Below are 17,787 nucleotides of genomic sequence, written 5' to 3'. Positions count from 1 at the left end.
CCCGACCGGCCACGATGTGGTCCTCACCTCAGAAGGAAGGACCACCCTCATGTACGACGTGCGCTCGGCCACGTCCGCCCCCGTCTCACCCGGCCTGCTGTACACCCTGCGCGTCCTGGTGCTCGCCCACGCGGTCTCGCTGCTGGTGGCGGCCTCCTTCGCGGGACAGGCGCTGGTCTACGGCGAGACCTCGCTCACCGCCGACCTGGCGACCGCCGAGACCCATGTCATGGTCGGCATGGTCTCCCACCTGGTCGGCCTGCTCCAGGTCGTCGCCGCCGTCCTCTACTGGCGTCCGGGCAGGGGCGCGGGCTGGCCCGCCCTGGCGAGCCTCGCGCTGTTCCTGCTCGGCATCGCCCAGCACTTCCTGCTGTTCATCGGCCTCGGCGCGCACGTCCCCAACGGCGTGCTGATGTTCGGGCTGCTGGCCCTCACCACGGTGTGGGCGTGGTCGCCCTCGGCCGCGCGCCGCCGCTAGGCTGGGCCCATGTTCGTGAAGATCTGCGGGCTGAGCGAGCCCGAGCACGTCGAGGCGGCCGTCGAGGCCGGCGCCGACGCGATCGGGTTCGTGCTGACCGCCAGCCCGCGCAGGGTGAGCCCCGCGCGGGCCGCCGAGCTCGCCGCGCTGGTGCCCGGCCACGTGCTGACGGTCGGCGTCTTCATGGGCGAGCCCGTCGAGCAGGTACGGCAGGCCGCCACGGCCGCCGGGGTGGGCGCCGTCCAGCTGCACGGCCGCCATCCGCACGCCGACTTCACCGCGCTGAAGGATCTCGGCCGCACGCTCGTGCGCGCCGTCGCGGCCGACGCCGACCTGCGCACCGGGGCGTTCGACGAGGACCTGCTGATCGTCGACGCGCCCAGGGCCGGCGCCGGCCAGCCGTGGGACTGGGCGGCCGTGCGCGGCAGGCCCTCGGGCCACTGGCTGCTGGCCGGTGGCCTCGACCCCGCCAACGTACGGCAGGCGATCGCCGAGGCGGGGCCGTGGGGCGTCGACGTCTCCAGCGGCGTGGAGATCTCCAGGGGCGTGAAGGACTCCGCCCTCATCCGCTCCTTCCTGCGCGCGGCCCGTTCCTAGACCCCGCTCCCGGGAGCCTGGGCGGCGGGCTTCAGCGGCGTTCGGGCTGGGGGAGGTAGACCTGGCCGCCGCCGCGCACGAACTCCTCGGCCTTCTCCCGCATCCCCTCCTGCGCCCGCAGGTCGTGGGAGATCCGCATCGAGCAGAACTTCGGCCCGCACATCGAGCAGAAGTGCGCCGTCTTGGCGGGGGTGGCGGGCAGCGTCTCGTCGTGGAAGGCCCTGGCGGTGTCGGGGTCGAGCGAGAGGTCGAACTGGTCCTCCCACCGGAACTCGAACCGCGCGTCCGAGAGCGCGTCGTCCCACGCCTGCGCTCCCGGATGGCCCTTGGCCAGGTCGGCGGCGTGCGCGGCGATCTTGTAGGTGATGACGCCGGTCTTGACGTCGTCCTTGTTCGGCAGGCCGAGGTGCTCCTTGGGCGTGACGTAGCAGAGCATCGCCGTGCCGTACCAGCCGATCATGGCCGCGCCGATGCCCGAGGTGATGTGGTCGTAGCCGGGCGCGATGTCGGTGACCAGCGGTCCGAGGGTGTAGAAGGGGGCGTCGTCGCACAGCTCGCGCTGCAGGTCGACGTTCTCCTTGATCTTGTGCATCGGCACGTGACCGGGTCCCTCGATCATGACCTGGACGTCGTGCGCATGAGCGATCCTGGTCAGCTCGCCCAGCGTGCGCAGCTCGGCGAACTGTGCCTCGTCGTTGGCGTCGGCGATGGAGCCGGGCCGCAGCCCGTCGCCGAGGGAGAAGGCGACGTCGTAGGAGGCGAGGATCTCGCACATCTCCTCGAAGTTCTCGTACAGGAAGCTCTCGCGGTGATGCGCCAGGCACCACGCCGCCATGATCGAGCCGCCGCGCGAGACGATGCCGGTCTTGCGGCCCACGGTGAGCGGCACGTACGCCAGTCGTACGCCGGCGTGCACGGTGACGTAGTCGACGCCCTGCTCGCACTGCTCGATGAGGGTGTCGCGGTAGACCTCCCACGACAGGTCGGCGGCCACCCCGTTGACCTTCTCCAGCGCCTGGTAGAGGGGGACGGTGCCGATGGGGACGGGGGAGTTACGGATGATCCACTCGCGGGTGGTGTGGATGTCGCGGCCCGTCGACAGATCCATGACCGTGTCGGCGCCCCAGCGGATGGCCCAGGTCATCTTCTCCACCTCCTCCTCGACCGAGGAGGTGACGGCGGAGTTGCCGATGTTGGCGTTGATCTTGACGAGGAAGTTCCTGCCGATGATCATCGGCTCGCTCTCGGGGTGGTTGACGTTGGCGGGGATGATCGCCCTGCCCGCCGCCACCTCCGCGCGGACGAACTCAGGGTCCACGCCCTCCCTGACCGCGACGAACTCCATCTCCCTGGTCACCACGCCCCTGCGGGCGTAGGCGAGCTGGGTGACGGGCGCGCCCACCGCCCGCAGGGGGTCGCGGCGCGCGCCGGCGAACGCGTTGACGCTCGCGCGCTTCCACGCGCCCTGGTCGCGGTAGCCGTCGTCGACGGGCTGGGGCTGGCGGCCGCCGTACCTGGCCACGTCGCCGCGGTCGAGGATCCACTGCTCCCTGAGGGCGGCCAGGCCGCGGGTGACGTCGGTCTCCACGCTCCGGTCGGTGTAGGGGCCGGAGGTGTCGTAGACGGTGAAGGACGTGCCGTCGCTCAGCTCGATGCGGCGCATCGGAACCCGGAGGTCGCCCTGGTAGATCTTGGAAAAGCGCGCGTCACTCATCGCGCAAACTCCCTTCGCCGGCATTACCCGGAGCAGGTTCTGGCGGTCGGCGGCTGACAGCCGTCCTCTCAGCCCGGTCACACCGGGCTCCCGCGTTGGTCGGCGTAACCGTAACCCGATCACGGGGGTGCCGCGCAACCCCCGACCCGAAACCGTGCAGCGTGCGCAGGTCGGCGACGCAGTAGGGTCGCAAGCGTGAGCGAAACTTCCGCCCCTTCGTCAGCGGAGGACCGGATCTGGACGGTTCCCAACCTGCTGAGCTTCCTGCGGCTCCTCGGCGTGCCCGTGTTCCTTTGGCTGGTTCTGGGGCCCAAGGCGGACGGCTGGGCGATCGGGCTGCTCATGGTGGCAGGGTTCACCGACTGGCTCGACGGCAAGATCGCCCGCGCCTGGAACCAGACCAGCCGGCTGGGCCGCCTCATCGACCCGGCCGCCGACAAGCTCTACGTCTTCGCCACCCTGCTCGGCCTGGTGCTGCGGGAGGTGATCCCCTGGTGGCTCGTCGCGATCATCCTGGCACGGGAAGTCTTTGTCGGATGTTTCTTTCCCGTGCTCCGCAAATACGGCTACAAGGCACTGCCCGTGCATTTCCTTGGCAAAGCGGCCATGGCCAATCTGATGTACGCCTTCCCGCTGCTCTTCCTGGCTTCGCACACCGGCTCCTGGTATGCCGAAATCGCGAAGATTATCGGATGGGCGTTCGCCATTTGGGGAACGGGTCTGTACTGGTGGGCAGGCGTGTTGTATGTGGTACAGGTGCGCCGGCTCGTCACCGCTGCCAGGGGAGAGCTGCGCGATCCCGGGGAAACCGCGAAGAAGGAGTGATCGGGTGAAGGCGGTCGTCATGGCAGGTGGGGAGGGCACTCGGCTGCGGCCGATGACCGCGAACCAGCCCAAGCCCCTGCTCCCTGTGGTCAACCGCCCGATCATGGAACACGTGCTCCGGCTGCTGCGGAAACACGGCCTGACCGAAACCGTGGTCACGGTCCAGTTCCTGGCCGCGCTGGTGCGCAGCTACTTCGGCGACGGCGACGAGCTCGGCATGCGCCTGCACTACGCCACCGAAGATCTTCCCCTCGGTACGGCGGGCAGCGTCAAGAACGCCGCCGACAAACTCCGCGATGATCGCTTTCTGGTCATTTCCGGCGACGCCCTGACGGATATCGATTTATCCGACATGATCCGGTTTCACCGGGAGAATTCGGCCCTCGTCACCATCGGCCTGACGCGTGTCCCCAACCCGCTGGAGTTCGGGATCATCATCGTCGACGAGCACGGCAGGGTGCAGCGCTTCCTCGAGAAGCCCACCTGGGGCCAGGTCTTCTCCGACACGGTGAACACCGGCATCTACGTCATGGAGCCCGAAGTCCTCGATGACGTCCCCGCGGGAGAGGCCGTCGACTGGTCCTCCGACGTCTTCCCCCGCCTGCTCGAACGCGGCGCGCCCATCTACGGCTACGTCTCCGACTGCTACTGGGAGGACGTCGGCACCCACGAGAGCTACCTCAAGGCCCAGGCCGACGCGCTGACCGGCCGGGTCAGGCTCGACATCGGAGGGTTCGAGATGTCGCCCGGCGTCTGGGTGGGCGAGGGCGCCGAGGTCGACCCCGAGGCCGTCCTGAAGGGCCCGCTGCTCATCGGCGACTACGTCAAGATCGAGGCGGGCGCGCAGCTGCGCGAGTACACCGTGCTCGGCAGCAACGCCGTCGTGCGCGAAGGCGCCTTCCTGCACCGCGCGGTCGTCCACGACAACGTCTACATCGGCCCCGGCGCGCACCTGCGCGGCTGCGTCATCGGCAAGAACACCGACGTGATGACCGGCGCCCGCATCGAGGAGACCGCCGTCGTCGGCGACGAGTGCGTCATCGAGGCCGAGGCCTACGTCTCCAGCGGCGTCAAGGTCTACCCGTTCAAGACCATCGAGGCGGGCGCGGTCGTCAACACCAGCGTCATCTGGGAGTCGCGGGGCCAGCGCAGCCTGTTCGGCCCGCGCGGCGTCAGCGGCCTGGTCAACGTCGAGATCACCCCCGAGCTGTGCGTACGGCTGGCCAGCGCCTACGCCACCACCCTGAAGAAGGGCCAGCAGGTCATCACCTCGCGCGACTCCTCCCGCGCGGCCAGAGCGCTCAAACGCGCGGTGATCAGCGCGCTGACCGCGGGGGCCATCGACGTGCTCGACCTGGAGGCCATGCCGCTGCCCGTCGCGCGCTTCCACACCTCCCGCAGGCCCGCCGGCGGCGGCATCGCCCTGCGCACCACCTCAGGCGACCCGCAGAGCGTCGACATCGTCTTCATGGACGCCCACGGCGCCGACCTCACCCCCGCCGCCCAGCGCAAGCTGGAGCGCGTCTTCTCCCGCCAGGAGTTCCGCAGGGCCTTCCCCGGCGAGATCGCCGAGCTCAGCTTCCCCGCCAGGGCCGTCGAGGACTACGCCCAGGAACTGCTGCGCTGCGTCGACATGACCGGCGTCAACGACATGAAGGTGGTCGTCGACTGCGCGGGCGGCACCGCCTCGGTGGTCCTGCCCACCCTGCTCGGCCGCCTCGGCGTCGAGGTGCTGACCGTCAACGCCAGGCTCGACTCCGCCTCGCCCACCGAGACGCTCGCCGAACGCCGCCGCGACCTGCAACGCCTGTCGGAGCTCGTCGGCTCCTCCCGCGCCGCCTTCGGCGTCCGCTTCGACCCCGTCGGAGAGCGCATCGCCCTGGTCGACGAGATGGGCCAGCTCATCAGCGAGGAGCGGGCGCTGCTGGTGGTGCTCGACCTGGTCGCCGCCGAACGCCGCCGCGGCAGGGTGGCGCTGCCCGTCACCACGACCAGGGTGGCCGAGCAGGTGTGCCGCTTCCACGGCGTGCAGGTCGAGTGGACCTCCACCGCGCTCGACGCGCTCACCTCCGCGGCCGCCAAGCCGTACATGATCTTCGCGGGCGACGGCAGGGGCGGTTTCATCGTGCCGGAGTTCGGGCCCACGGTGGACGGCCTGGCGGCCTTCCTGCGCCTGCTCGGCCTGGTGGCCCGCACCCGCCTGACGCTCAGCCAGATCGACGCCCGCATCCCCGAGGCCAAGCTGCTCAAGCGGACGGTTCCGACGCCGTGGGCCACCAAGGGCGCCGTCATGCGCTCGGTCATCGAGGCCGCCGAGGGCTTCCGCATCGACACCACCGACGGCGTGCGGGTCGTCGGGGACGACGGGCGCTGGGCGCTCATCCTGCCTGCCGCCTCCGAACCCGCGACGGAACTATGGGCCGAAGCGCATGATTTCGACACAGCGGAGGCATTCCTTGACAGATGGGCGCGGGTGGTCGAGCAGGCGGCAGGAACGTGACAACACAAGTGGCGCGGCGGCATGGACCTTGGGGGCGGCTCGGCGGTAACTTTGTCACCGTCCGAACCCGTCGTGCGGCGTCCCGCCTTGACCTTTGCCAGTGATCAGCGTAAGTTGCGGCATTCGCAATCGTGAACGAGCGAGAGGCGTGGGGCGACCTGATCAACCGTCGCCGCGTTCTCGCGGTAGGAGGCCGAGCCGATAGATGCCGTACGTCTACTGTACGCAGTGCGGTCATGCCAACCCCGAGGATGCCCGTTTCTGCTCCCGGTGTGGGTCGCCGCTGACCAGGCATGAGGTCGCTGGAGACACCACCTCGACGATCTCCGTCGCGGGAATCGAGGCGTATGAAGCGGAGACGGCTGACGCCCTCCTGGCCGAGCGAGCCGCCGTCGAGCAGCTCCCGCCCGGCGCGGCGCTGCTGGTCGTCACGCGCGGCCCCAACGCGGGCAGCCGCTTCCGCCTCGACCGCGACCTGACGACGACGGGCCGCCACCCCGAGAGCGACATCTTCCTCGACGACATCACGGTCTCGCGGCGGCACGTGGAGTTCTACCGCCACCCCGGCGGCGCCTTCACCGTCCGCGACGTCGGCAGCCTCAACGGCACCTACGTCAACAGGGAGCGCATCGAGGAGGTTCCCCTCCACAGCGGCGACGAGGTGCAGATCGGCAAGTTCCGCCTCGTCTTCCTCACGCGGGGCGCATGAGTTCCCAGGCGGCGCGGTCGCACATGAGCATCGGGGAGGTGCTCGCCCACCTGCAGGGCGAATTCCCCGACGTCACCATCTCCAAGATTCGTTTCCTGGAGAGCGAAGGGCTGATCGAGCCCGAGCGCAGCCCCTCGGGGTTTCGCAAGTTCACCTACATGCACGTGGAGCAACTGCGCTTCATCCTCACCGAGCAGCGCGACCACTACCTGCCGCTGAAGGTCATCAAGGACAAGATGGCCGACGAGCTCGGCCGTCCCCGCGCGCTGCCCGAGGCGGCCAAGGAGGTCAGGCTCAGCCGGGCCGAGCTGCTGGAGGCCAGCGGGCTCGACGAGGAGACGCTCACCGAGCTCGAAGACTACGGCCTGCTCTCGCCGGTGGCCAGGCGCTACGACGAGGACGCGCTGAAGGTGGCGCGCAGCATCGGCGCCCTGGCCAGGTACGGCCTGCACGCCAGGCACCTGCGGGCGGTCAAGGCCGCGGCCGAGCGCGAGGCGGGGCTGGTCGAGCAGAGCGTCGCCCCCATACTCAAGCGGCGCGCCCCCGGCGCCATCGGTGAGGCCGACGAGGTGGCCAGGCAGCTGTCGGGACAGCTTCTCGACCTGCACGCCGCCCTTCTGCGCACCGCCGTCCGTTCGGTTCTCGGCGGCTGACCTCGCTTCCCGAAAGCACGAAAAGCCCGCAGGCCCGCTCCCGCAGGGGAAGGCGGCGGCGACCGCGGTGACCATGAAGGCGGTAGGTTGGCGGGCAGTCACCGGGGCAGGGGATATTACCTACCCAGTGGGTGTTACGTTGAAGTGCGGAAGATGCGGCCCATGGATCGTGAATTCGGAGCAGCCCGTGTTGCAGATGGAGGTAGTGGGCGTTCGCGTTGAAATGCCTACAAATCAGCCGATCGTTCTGCTCAAGGAGGCGCAGGGTGAGAGGTTTCTCCCGATCTGGATAGGAATGACCGAAGCCACGGCCATCGCGCTCGCCCAGGCGGAGGAGCCTCCGCCCAGGCCGTTGACCCACGACCTGTTCAGGGACGTGCTGAGCGCGCTGGGCGTCGGCTTGCGCGCGGTCAATATCGTCGCTCTGCGTGACGGGATCTTCTTCGCCGATCTGGTGTTCTCCAACGGCGTCGAGGTGAGCGCGCGCCCGTCCGACTCGATCGCCCTGGCGCTGCGCACGGGTGCGCGGATCTTCGCCAGCGAGGAGGTCGTGCAGGAGGCCGGCGTGGTCATCCCCGATGACCAGGAGGACGAGGTGGAGAAGTTCAGGGAGTTCCTTGACAACATCACGCCCGAGGACTTCGGACGCGCTGGGTAGGACTCCCTGCGTGAAGGCTTACACCCTTGGCCGACACCTGGGGTGCGCATTTCACTGCATTTACGCTTCACGACGCGCCGAGCCGGATCGTTGACTGCGGATGGTCACGGTCCTACGGTGCAAGTGAAACCTGTGGTTGTCCTTTGCGAACCCCCAGATCAGACCACGGGATGAGAGAAAGCCGGAGGTCCGCGTGGCGGTCAGCAGCGGCGAGGGAAAGACGGCCGGCCAGGAAGACCCGGTGCGGCGCGAGAGTGCGCGCCAGCGTGCGGGTGAGCAGGGCCTGCTCTTCGACGAGCAGCCCACGGCTCTGCCTGGCGACATCGGCTATCGCGGCCCGACGGCCTGCGCGGCGGCCGGCATCACCTACAGGCAACTCGACTACTGGGCGCGCACCGGCCTGGTCGAGCCCACGATAAGAGCCGCCCAGGGCTCCGGCTCTCAGCGGCTCTACAGCTTCCGCGACATCCTGGTGCTCAAAGTCGTCAAGCGGCTCCTCGACACCGGCGTGTCGCTCCAGCAGATCCGCACCGCCGTACAACACCTGAGAGACAGAGGCATCGGCGACCTGAGCGGGATCACGCTCATGAGCGACGGCGTGAGCGTCTACGAGTGCACCTCGGCCGACGAGGTCATCGACCTGCTGCAGGGCGGTCAGGGAGTGTTCGGCATCGCGCTCGGCAGGGTCTGGCGCGAGGTCGAGGGATCGCTCGCGGAGCTGCCGGGGGAACGAGCGGCGGTCGAGGACACAGTCCCGGCCGACCACCCCGCTGACGAACTGGCCCAGCGCCGCAAGGCCCGCCGACTGGGCTGATTGCCGAACGCTGGTAGCCTAGGGCTGAAGCTGACGACCCCGTGCGGGAGAGTCCCCGGCCGACCGGGGCGCCGAAGGAGCAACCCTCCCCGGAATCTCTCAGGCATCCAGTACCGCTCGGGTGAGGCAACTCTGGAAAGCAGGCACGCCAGCCAGGCGCGTCTCACCGACGGTGCAAGCCCGCGACCTCGCGGGCGAACCTCTCAGGTTGATGACAGAGGGGGAGACCCGGCATACGCCCGTGCGCTCTCCACCAGCCTTGGGAGGCAGTTCCATGACCGAGCCCCTCAGCGATCTCGCTGCACCGCCTTTCGCGACCCGCCACATCGGTCCCTCGGACGCCGAGCAGGCCAAGATGCTGGAGGCGGTCGGTTTCGAGTCGGTCGCCGACCTGGTGGCGGTCGCCGTACCTGAGGCCATCAGGGCCAAGGACCAGCTGAGGCTGCCCGCCGCGGCCAGCGAGACCGAAGTGATCGCCGAGCTGCGCTCGCTGGCCGACCGCAACCAGGTGCTCACCTCGATGATCGGCCTGGGCTACCACGACACGATCACCCCCGCGGTGATCAGGCGCAACCTGCTGGAGAACCCCGGCTGGTACACCGCCTACACGCCCTACCAGCCTGAGATCTCCCAGGGCCGGCTTGAGGCGCTGCTCAACTTCCAGACCGTCGTCTCCGACCTGACCGGCCTCGACGTGGCCGGCGCGTCCCTGCTGGACGAGGCCACGGCCGCCGCCGAGGCGATGACGCTGGCGCGCAGGGCGGGCAAGTCCAAGAGCAACGTCTTCGTCGTCGACGCCGACGCGCTGCCCCAGACCAAGGCCGTCCTGGCCACCAGGGCCGAGCCGCTGGGCATCGAGCTGGTCGTCGACTCCCTCGACGGCGAGCTGCCCGAGTGTTTCGGCGTGCTCGTGCAGTACCCCGGCGCCTCCGGCCGGCTGCGTGACTTCCGCGCCCTGGCCGAGGCGGCGCACGCGCACAACGCGCTCGTCGTGGCCGCCGCCGACCTGCTGTCGCTGACGCTGGTGGCCGCCCCCGGCGACCTCGGCGCCGACATCGCGATCGGCTCCTCGCAGCGCTTCGGCGTGCCGTTCGGCTTCGGCGGCCCGCACGCCGCCTACATGTCGGTCCGCGAGGGCCTGCAGCGGCAGATGCCAGGACGGCTCGTCGGCGTGTCGGTGGACGTCGACGGCGACCCGGCCTACCGCCTGGCCCTGCAGACCCGCGAGCAGCACATCCGCCGCGAGAAGGCCACCAGCAACATCTGCACCGCCCAGGTGCTGCTGGCCGTCATCGCCGGCATGTACGCCGTCTACCACGGCCCCGAGGGGCTGCGCCGCATCGCTCAGCGCACCCACCGCATGGCCGTCACGCTGGCCGCCGCCCTGCGCGCGGGCCGCGTCGAGGTCGTCCACGACGTCTTCTTCGACACCGTGCTGACCCGCGTGCCCGGCAGGGCCGCCCAGGTGGTCGCCGCGGCCGCCGAGCGCGGGATCAACCTCTGGACGGTCGACGCCGACCACGTCTCGATCGCCTGCGACGAGAAGACCACCCTGGCCCACCTGGAGCAGGTCGCCGCCGCCTTCGGCGTGAGTGTCTCGCTGACCGACCTGGCGGCCGAGGACGCGCTGCCCGAGGGACTGGCCAGGGAGGGCGAGTACCTCACCCACCCGGTCTTCCACAGCCACCACTCCGAGACCTCGATGCTGCGCTACCTGCGCAGGCTCCAGGACAAGGACATCGCGCTCGACCGGTCGATGATCCCGCTCGGCTCCTGCACGATGAAGCTCAACGCCACCACGGAGATGGAGCCCATCACCTGGCCCGAGTTCGCCGGCATCCACCCCTACGCGCCCGTCGAGCAGGCCGGCGGCTACGTCGAGCTGGTCGAGACGCTGGAGGGCTGGCTGGCCGAGGTGACCGGCTACGACGCCGTCTCCATCCAGCCGAACGCCGGCTCGCAGGGCGAGTTCGCCGGGCTGCTGGCCATCCGCGCCTACCACCGCGCCAACGGCGACACCCACCGCGACGTCTGCCTCATCCCCTCCTCCGCGCACGGCACCAACGCCGCCAGCGCGGTCATGGCGGGCATGCGCGTCGTGGTCGTGGCCTGCGACGACGACGGCAACGTCGACCTGGACGACCTCGACGCCAAGATCGCCAAGCACGCCGAGTCGCTGGCCGCGATCATGGTGACCTACCCGTCCACGCACGGCGTCTACGAGGAGACGATCACCGAGGTCTGCGCCAAGGTCCACGAGGCGGGCGGCCAGGTCTACGTCGACGGGGCCAACCTCAACGCCCTCGTCGGCCTCGCCAAGCCCGGCGAGTTCGGCGCCGACGTCTCCCACCTCAACCTGCACAAGACCTTCTGCATCCCGCACGGCGGTGGCGGGCCTGGCGTGGGTCCCGTGGCCGTCCGCGGCCACCTGGCCGCCTACCTGCCGGGTCACCCGCTGCACAACGGCTCGCCGGTCGGCCCCGTCTCCGCCGCGCCGTACGGCTCGGCGGGCATCCTGCCGATCTCGTGGGCCTACGTCAGGATGATGGGCGGCGAGGGCCTCAAGGCCGCCACCGAGCAGGCCATCCTGTCGGCCAACTACCTGGCCCGCCGCCTGGCCCCGCACTACCCCGTCCTCTACACCGGGCGCGGCGGCCTGGTCGCCCACGAGTGCATCATCGACCTGCGCCAGATCACCAAGGAGACCGGCGTCACGGTCGACGACGTGGCCAAGCGCCTCATCGACTACGGCTTCCACGCGCCGACAATGTCCTTCCCCGTCGCGGGCACGCTCATGATCGAGCCGACCGAGAGCGAAGACCTGGCCGAGATCGACAGGTTCGTCGAGGCGATGGTGGCCATCCGCGGCGAGATCGCCAAGGTGGCCGACGGCTCCTACGACAAGACCGACAACCCGCTGCGCAACGCCCCGCACACCGCGGAGTCGCTGGTGGCCGACGAGTGGCCGCACCCGTACCCGCGGACCGAGGCCGCCTACCCCGTCCAGGGGCTGCGCGACGGGAAGTACTTCTCGCCCGTCCGCAGGATCGACCAGGCCTACGGCGACCGCAACCTCGTGTGCGCCTGCCCGCCCCTGTCGGCGTACGAGGACTGACCGGCCGGGCGACCGGGAACGGGCGGCTCTCCTCTCCCACGGGGAGGCCGCCCGTTCGGCTGCGTGCTTCTTCCACGGGGTGCCGCCCGTTGGGCTCTGTCCGGGCGGCTCTCTCGTGGGGTGCCGCCCGTTCGGCTCCGTGCGGGGCCAACGCCGGTGCACAGGATGGTCATGTCGGGCGACGTGGCGGCCCGGAATCGTTAGGCTCGACGTTGATCGCCACCGCTTGATCGCCACTCTTGATCGCATCGGCCGGCCGCCGTCGAAGGAGCCTTGTTGACGTCCCCCGAGCTCGACACCCCGCTGACCACCGGCCCGCTCGAACAGGCCCGCCGTCTCGCCGAGAGTGGCGACCTCGACGGCGCTGCCGCGATCTTCGCCGAGCTCGCGGCCGACCCGCAGGGAAGCGACAGCGCGCAGGCGGCCGTGGGGCTCGCCGTGGTGCTGGAGGAGCGGGGCGACGTGGCGGGAGCCAGGGCCGCCGCCAGGGCCGCCCTGGCCACCGGACACCCCGAATACGCCGCGCAGGCCGCCTGTCACCTGGCCCGCGGCTTCGAGCGCGAGGGCAACGCCGAGCAGGCCAGGGCCGCCTGGCAGGCCGTCATCGGCGTCGGGACGGCCGCCTACCTCCCCTTGGCGCACCTCGCGCTGGCCCACCTGGCCGCGGGCGAGGAGGAGGCCGAACGCGAGCTGCGTGCGGCGATCTCCGTCGGCGACCCCGACCTGAGCTCACGGGCGGCCAGGGAGCTGGCCGAACTGCTGCTGGACAACGGCGAGCCGGGGGAGGCCGCCGCGGTGCTGGTCGAGGCGCTGCCGCTGGCCGAGGGCGCCCACGAGGGGCGGCTGCGGGTCCTGCTCGGCATCGCCCACCTGGAGCTGGCGTGCGCGGAGTTCGCGGGCGCGGTCGAGTTCGGGCAGGAGGCGGAGACCAGCGCGCTGGCCATCGAACTGCTGGCCCGCACGCTGCCGCTGCGGGGGCGCACCGACGACGCCGACCAGGTCTGGGACTACGGCCTCACCCACGCCGACGAGGAACTGGCCGCGCAGGTACGACTCCGCCTCGGCAGAGACTCCCTCGGCCCCGGCGCCTGACCACGCCCGCGGCGGCCCGATCGGCGACGCCCGCGCACCGACCACTCGGCCGGCGCGCCTGACGCACCCGGGCACCTCACCCCTGGCCTCCGCCCCTGACGAATCCGCGCACTCCGCGTCCGGCCCCCGGTCCTTGCGCCCGTCCTCGCGTCCCGCCCCGGTCCTTGCGTCCCGAGTCCGGCCCTCGGGTCCTGCGACTGGCCGTCGCGCCTGACGAACCTGGGGGTCACCGGGTGTGCCGTTCCGCCCGCTCGCGCGAGGCGCCGGGGATCACCCGGCTCCGGGCTCGGCTTGCGCGCGAGGATCCAGCAGGCCGATGCCCCGAGGGCGTGGGTCGGTGCGCGGTGGGGGAGAGCGGGGCGGCTACCGTGGGAAGGGTGGAGATCATGACGCCGCGGGGGGCGGCACTGGTCGACGTCGACGAGGTCGAGCGGCCCAGGTTCCTGCTGGTCCTCACCCACGGCTCGGCCGGGGGCGTGGACGCGCCCGACCTGCTGGCCGTACGGGAAGCGGCCCTGGCCGGGGGCGCCACGGTGGCCAGGGTGACGCAGCCGTTCCGGCGGGCGGGCGCCAGGGCGCCGGGCTCGCCCGCGCGGCAGGACGAGGCGTGGCTGGCCGTCGTCAAGGAGCTGACCGAGCGCTATCCGGGGCTCCCGCTCGTGCAGGGCGGCAGGAGCAACGGCGCCAGGGTCGCATGCCGTACGGCGAAGGCGGCCGGTGCCGACGCCGTGGTGGCGCTGGCCTTCCCCCTGCACCCGCCGGGCAAGCCGGAGAACTCCCGCGCGGAGGAGTTGCGGGGCGCGGGCGTCGACGTCCTGGTGGTGAACGGGGACAGGGATCCGTTCGGGGTGCCCGACGCCGCCGACGCGGCACGCCTGGTTGTGCTGCGGGGCGAGGGACACGACCTCAAGAAGGACCCCGCGAAGGTCGGTGAGGTGGTCGCCGACTGGCTCGCGGGGCGGTACTGACGATCAGGCGGCGCCGACCAGCGGCAGCGGCCTGTGGGGAGCGATCACATCGCCACTGGGCAGGAGTTCCCCGGTGTCCTCGAACAGGACCACACCGTTGCACAGAAGGCTCCATCCCTGCTCGGGATGCGACGCGAGGGTGCGTGCCGCCTCACGGTCGGGCGCCTCAGCAGACGGACATGCCGGGTCGTGCGGGCACATCGGCGTGCCTCCGATATCTCTTGGGTGACTCCCTCGCTGGAAGCGACGGGGGAGCGTCTTTGGCTGATTCGTATTCTGCGCCAAGTGTGCGGCGTGCGTCACACTTTCCGACATAGCCCGTTAGGACGATTCAAGGAGGATCCCCGGGGTGGTCCAGACCATGTGACCCACGACACACAGGGTGCCTTACGCAAGATAACGGACCAACGTCGACACGCCGACGGAGTGGTAAACCCTCGGCTACGCGGCCAGTCCGCGCAGCATCGCCTCCAGGCCGCGTTCGAAGTCGGCGTCCGCCCGCTCGTCGCGGCGGGTCCAGGTGTCGCGTTCGGGGTCGGCCCATCCCGACTGCTGGACCTCCACCGCGACGCTGCCGAAGACGAAGGCGCGCATCGTGCGGACGGCGTCGGCGGCGTTGGCCAGCCCCGCGTCCGTCAACTGCTCGGTCTGCTCCATGATGGCGATCGCCGTAGCCCCTTTGGGGGGTTTTGTCAGGGCCAGTGCGAGCACCCCCGGATGCTCCCTGAGGGCCGCGCGCTGCGCCCTGCACCACTGCCTGGCCGTCTCCTGCCAGTTGGTGGCGGGATCGACCTGGATGGCGGTCACGTGCTCGGCCAGCGCGTCCATCAGCGCCTCCTTGCCACGGGGCAGGTGGTGGTAGATGGCCATGGCCTCCACCTGGAGCGCGTCGCCGAGTCTGCGCATGGTCAGCCTGCGCAGGCCCTGTCCGTCGGCGATGTGCAGGGCGGCGTCGATGATGCGCTCGCGGGACAGGGGCACAGGCGGTCGCTTGGCGGGCATGGAGATCATCTTGCCATACTTTGTAAAGGCGGGCACCTGATTCCCGCGACCGGCGCGCCGGGGCTGTCCGGTATGGCCCATCCGAGTGGGTGTTCGGGCGCCGAACCGCGTACGCTACCGCTCGTAACGAGTGAAAGGGAGCTGTCCGATGGCGTTTTTCCGTCCGCGTGTGAGCCGTGAGGCCGAGGTGCGCTTCCACGCCGACCAGGAGATCTCCAAGAGCTACCCTGACCTGATCGAGAAGGCCAGGCAGGCCGAGGCGGTGGTCCACGACCTGCGTGAGGCCGACGCGCCCGAGCTGGAGCTGCGCGCCGCCGGTCTGCTGCTGGACAAGGCGCTCACCGACGCGCTGCGCGCCGCCGAGGCGGGCCAGCGCTCCACCTTCGGCGTGAAGGCCTACGACGACCGCATCGCCCGCCGCAAGGCCAAGGCAACGCCGGACGGCGCGCGGTGGACCGCCGAGGTCGACCGGCTGCGCACCCTGCGCGAGGAGAACAGGCTCACCGGCATCCCGCGCCTGCCCCGCCCGGTTCCCGCCGCTCGCTGACCCCCGCTCAGGGCCTTCCCGCGAGTAGGTCGATCACCCGGGCGACAGGAAGCGCGGGGAACGGTGCCCGTTCCTGCCGGTCATCTCCTGCGCCCCGGCGAGGGCGTTGAGCACGCGCCGTCCGGCTGAGGGAACAAAAAGAACGCCCGGCACCTCACGGGTGGTGCCAGGCGTTCGCTTCTGGTGGGCTAGCTCGCCCAGTCGAGCAGGGGGCGGGTGTTGCTCGGGTGGCGCAGCTTGGAGAGTGACTCCTTCTCCAGCTGACGGATCCGCTCGCGGGTCAGGCCCAGGTGCTTGCCGATCTCGTCCAGGGTGTGCGGCTTGCCGTCCACCAGGCCGAACCGCAGCGCCATGATGCGCGCCTCACGCGGCGACAGGTTGTCCAGGACGCCACGCAGCTGGTCGCCCAGCAGCTGGCGGTCGACGATCTCCGACGCCTCGGGGGAGTCGACGTCCTCGATCAGGTCGCCGATCGTCGTCTCGCCGTCCTCGCCGATGGTGGCGTTCAGCGAGATGGGCTGGCGGCTGGTGCGCAGCAACTCCTCGATCTGGTCGGGCGTCTTGTCCAGCTCGACGGCCAGCTCCTCGGGCGTGGGTTCGCGGCCGAGACGCTGGTGCATGTCACGCTCGACGCGCGACAGCTTCGACAGCATCTCCAGGACGTGGACCGGCAGCCTGATGGTGCGCGCCGAGTCGGCGAAGCCGCGCTGGATGGCCTGCCTGATCCACCACATCGCGTACGTCGAGAACTTGAAGCCCTTGGTGTAGTCGAACTTCTCCACCGCGCGGATCAGGCCGAGGTTGCCCTCCTGCACGACGTCGAGCAGGGCCATGCCGCGGTCGGTGTACTTCTTGGCCACCGAGACGACCAGGCGGAGGTTGGCCTCCAGCATGTGGTCCTTGGCGCGCTTGCCGTCCTCGATGACCATCTCCAGGTCGTCGCGGTAGGCGGGGGAGATGCTCGGGTCGCTGTCCAGCTTGTACTCGGCGTACAGGCCGGCCTCGATCCGCCGGGCCAGGTCGACCTCCTGGGCGGCGGTCAGCAGCGTGCGGCGGCCGATCGACTTGAGGTAGGTGTGGACGGAGTCGCCCATCACCGACTGGTTGTCGTCGAGGTCGAGCGTCTCCTGCTCGAGCTCGGCTTCCTCCGCGGCCATCTCGAGGTCCGCGGGCGCGTCGACTTCCTCGGCGGCGGCCTGCTCGGGCACGGCGTCGGCGGCCACCGTCTCGGCCTTCTTCGGGGCCTTCGCGGTGGTCTTGGCAGTCTTCGTGGTCGTGCTCTTCTTGCGCGTGGTGGTCGCCTTCTTCGCGGTGGTGGCCTTCCCGAGCGCGGGCTCGTTCTCGGCGGCCAGGCTCACTCCGGCCTCCGTGAGCTCGCGCAGGATGGAACGGCCCTCGGTCGGGCTGATCCCCGCTACGGCAAAAGCCTCCCGCAGCTCCGCCAGGGAAAGGTGACCCTGAGCTCGCCCTCGGTCAAGGAGCTGGTCGAGGGTCGCGGGCGAGGTCGCCACGGCGGTTCGGGGCATGAGGACACCTCCTCCATACGGAGTCGCAGTCAGTAGAAAGTTTGTGGTGGGGCGGCTCCGGCCGCTCGGCGCACCAGTATCAATAACGTCATCGGGAGCTATTTGTTCCCGTACGGAGATGAAAAAACGGACGACCGCCAAGCCGGCGGCCGCCCGTACGACGTGGAGCGCCTAGTCGTCGACGTCGTTCAGCTTGCCAGGGGCCTCCGGCATGGGCATCGGCTCCGCGCCTTCCATGCGGGTGTCGGTCCAGTAGTCGACGACTTCCTGCGGGTCCTGGTTGACCTCGTGGGAGACCACCGGGTCGTCGTTGCCGCCGCCGGTGCCGGCGGGGATCTCGGGGTTCGCGGGATTCGTGGTGTTCGTCACAGCGGGCTGATCGGACGACGCCGGTGGTGTGTTCACGACGGCCCTCGTCTCCTGACTCACCTTCTCGAGCCTGCCCGCCGAGGCGGCCGCCGCGACGGAGACGCCCCCGACGACGATCACGCCGACGGCCGCCGCGGACACCCACATCTTGCGGGATGGGTTCATGAAGGTCTCCTCCTTCTGCCGGCCTTGACGGCCGCTCCTATAAGACGCAGCCGGT

17 protein-coding genes and 2 riboswitches are annotated in these 17,787 nt (G+C 70.3%); of the genes, 12 read left to right on the top strand and 5 right to left on the bottom strand.

Features of this window, described 5'->3' with window-relative positions; all coding sequences use genetic code 11:
* Positions 1 to 49: 49 nt before the first annotated feature.
* Both ACFXJ8_RS14240 and ACFXJ8_RS14235 read left to right on the top strand, forming a co-directional pair.
* Complete coding sequence (locus ACFXJ8_RS14240; RefSeq protein WP_379644301.1) at positions 50 to 478, top strand: hypothetical protein; 429 nt, start codon at positions 50 to 52, stop codon at positions 476 to 478.
* 9 nt (positions 479 to 487) lie between these two features.
* Positions 488 to 1,075 (top strand): phosphoribosylanthranilate isomerase, encoded by a 588-nt coding sequence (locus ACFXJ8_RS14235; protein WP_379644300.1) that lies wholly within the window; start codon positions 488 to 490, stop codon positions 1,073 to 1,075.
* A 31-nt stretch (positions 1,076 to 1,106) separates the two neighbouring features.
* On the opposite strand, the gene thiC is transcribed toward ACFXJ8_RS14235, so the two are convergent.
* Complete coding sequence (thiC, locus tag ACFXJ8_RS14230) at positions 1,107 to 2,789, bottom strand: phosphomethylpyrimidine synthase ThiC (protein WP_379644299.1); 1,683 nt, start codon at positions 2,787 to 2,789, stop codon at positions 1,107 to 1,109.
* Positions 2,782 to 2,893: riboswitch (TPP riboswitch) on the bottom strand. It overlaps the preceding gene by 8 nt.
* A 91-nt stretch (positions 2,894 to 2,984) precedes the next feature.
* On the opposite strand from thiC, the gene ACFXJ8_RS14225 reads away from it, so the two are divergent.
* From ACFXJ8_RS14225 to ACFXJ8_RS14185, 9 genes are all read left to right on the top strand, one after another.
* Positions 2,985 to 3,614 (top strand): CDP-alcohol phosphatidyltransferase family protein, encoded by a 630-nt coding sequence (locus ACFXJ8_RS14225; RefSeq protein WP_379644298.1) that lies wholly within the window; start codon positions 2,985 to 2,987, stop codon positions 3,612 to 3,614.
* 4 nt (positions 3,615 to 3,618) lie between these two features.
* Positions 3,619 to 6,114 carry a sugar phosphate nucleotidyltransferase gene (locus ACFXJ8_RS14220; protein ID WP_379644297.1) on the top strand — a complete coding sequence of 832 codons (2,496 nt, stop codon included), beginning with the start codon at positions 3,619 to 3,621 and terminating at the stop codon, positions 6,112 to 6,114.
* A gap of 205 nt (positions 6,115 to 6,319) precedes the next feature.
* Entirely contained in the window at positions 6,320 to 6,823 is a 504-nt protein-coding gene (locus ACFXJ8_RS14215; RefSeq protein WP_379644296.1) for an FHA domain-containing protein, read from the top strand.
* On the top strand, positions 6,820 to 7,476 hold the full coding sequence (locus ACFXJ8_RS14210) for a MerR family transcriptional regulator (protein WP_379644295.1): 657 nt from the start codon (positions 6,820 to 6,822) through the stop codon (positions 7,474 to 7,476). Before ACFXJ8_RS14215 ends, ACFXJ8_RS14210 begins: the two co-directional genes overlap by 4 nt.
* Positions 7,477 to 7,663: 187 nt before the next feature.
* Positions 7,664 to 8,134, top strand: a complete 471-nt coding sequence (locus tag ACFXJ8_RS14205; protein ID WP_192775495.1) for a bifunctional nuclease family protein — start codon at positions 7,664 to 7,666, stop codon at positions 8,132 to 8,134.
* A gap of 193 nt (positions 8,135 to 8,327) precedes the next feature.
* Complete coding sequence (locus ACFXJ8_RS14200; protein ID WP_379644294.1) at positions 8,328 to 8,948, top strand: MerR family transcriptional regulator; 621 nt, start codon at positions 8,328 to 8,330, stop codon at positions 8,946 to 8,948.
* Between the two features lie 34 nt (positions 8,949 to 8,982).
* Positions 8,983 to 9,074: riboswitch (glycine riboswitch) on the top strand.
* Positions 9,075 to 9,222: 148 nt separating this feature from the next.
* Positions 9,223 to 12,063: an aminomethyl-transferring glycine dehydrogenase gene (gcvP, locus tag ACFXJ8_RS14195; protein ID WP_379644293.1), complete on the top strand. Its 2,841-nt coding sequence runs from the start codon at positions 9,223 to 9,225 to the stop codon at positions 12,061 to 12,063.
* Positions 12,064 to 12,339: 276 nt separating this feature from the next.
* Entirely contained in the window at positions 12,340 to 13,155 is an 816-nt protein-coding gene (locus ACFXJ8_RS14190) for a hypothetical protein (RefSeq protein WP_379644292.1), read from the top strand.
* Between the two features lie 386 nt (positions 13,156 to 13,541).
* The gene (locus tag ACFXJ8_RS14185; RefSeq protein ID WP_379644291.1) at positions 13,542 to 14,123 is read left to right on the top strand and encodes an alpha/beta family hydrolase; all 582 of its coding nucleotides are present in this window, start codon (positions 13,542 to 13,544) and stop codon (positions 14,121 to 14,123) included.
* A 3-nt stretch (positions 14,124 to 14,126) separates the two neighbouring features.
* On the opposite strand, the gene ACFXJ8_RS14180 is transcribed toward ACFXJ8_RS14185, so the two are convergent.
* Positions 14,127 to 14,324, bottom strand: coding sequence for a DUF5999 family protein (locus ACFXJ8_RS14180; protein ID WP_354906855.1), 198 nt, complete (start codon positions 14,322 to 14,324; stop codon positions 14,127 to 14,129).
* A gap of 240 nt (positions 14,325 to 14,564) precedes the next feature.
* On the bottom strand, positions 14,565 to 15,125 hold the full coding sequence (locus ACFXJ8_RS14175; protein WP_379644290.1) for a TetR/AcrR family transcriptional regulator C-terminal domain-containing protein: 561 nt from the start codon (positions 15,123 to 15,125) through the stop codon (positions 14,565 to 14,567).
* Between the two features lie 148 nt (positions 15,126 to 15,273).
* Here ACFXJ8_RS14175 and ACFXJ8_RS14170 point away from each other — a divergent pair, with 148 nt between their 5' ends.
* Positions 15,274 to 15,672 carry a hypothetical protein gene (locus ACFXJ8_RS14170; RefSeq protein WP_379644289.1) on the top strand — a complete coding sequence of 133 codons (399 nt, stop codon included), beginning with the start codon at positions 15,274 to 15,276 and terminating at the stop codon, positions 15,670 to 15,672.
* Positions 15,673 to 15,860: 188 nt separating this feature from the next.
* On the opposite strand, the gene ACFXJ8_RS14165 is transcribed toward ACFXJ8_RS14170, so the two are convergent.
* Together ACFXJ8_RS14165 and ACFXJ8_RS14160 are read right to left on the bottom strand one after the other, a co-directional pair.
* A complete protein-coding gene (locus tag ACFXJ8_RS14165) occupies positions 15,861 to 17,198 on the bottom strand; it encodes an RNA polymerase sigma factor (RefSeq protein ID WP_379644288.1) in 1,338 nt (445 codons plus the stop codon).
* A gap of 171 nt (positions 17,199 to 17,369) precedes the next feature.
* Positions 17,370 to 17,732, bottom strand: a complete 363-nt coding sequence (locus ACFXJ8_RS14160) for a hypothetical protein (RefSeq protein ID WP_379644287.1) — start codon at positions 17,730 to 17,732, stop codon at positions 17,370 to 17,372.
* Positions 17,733 to 17,787 lie beyond the last annotated feature (55 nt).

This window comes from Nonomuraea sp. NPDC059194 (genome assembly GCF_042754765.1).
Taxonomy (GTDB): domain Bacteria; phylum Actinomycetota; class Actinomycetes; order Streptosporangiales; family Streptosporangiaceae; genus Nonomuraea.
Note: the sequence above shows the minus strand (reverse complement) of the source record. Positions and strands in the feature narration are given on the sequence as shown.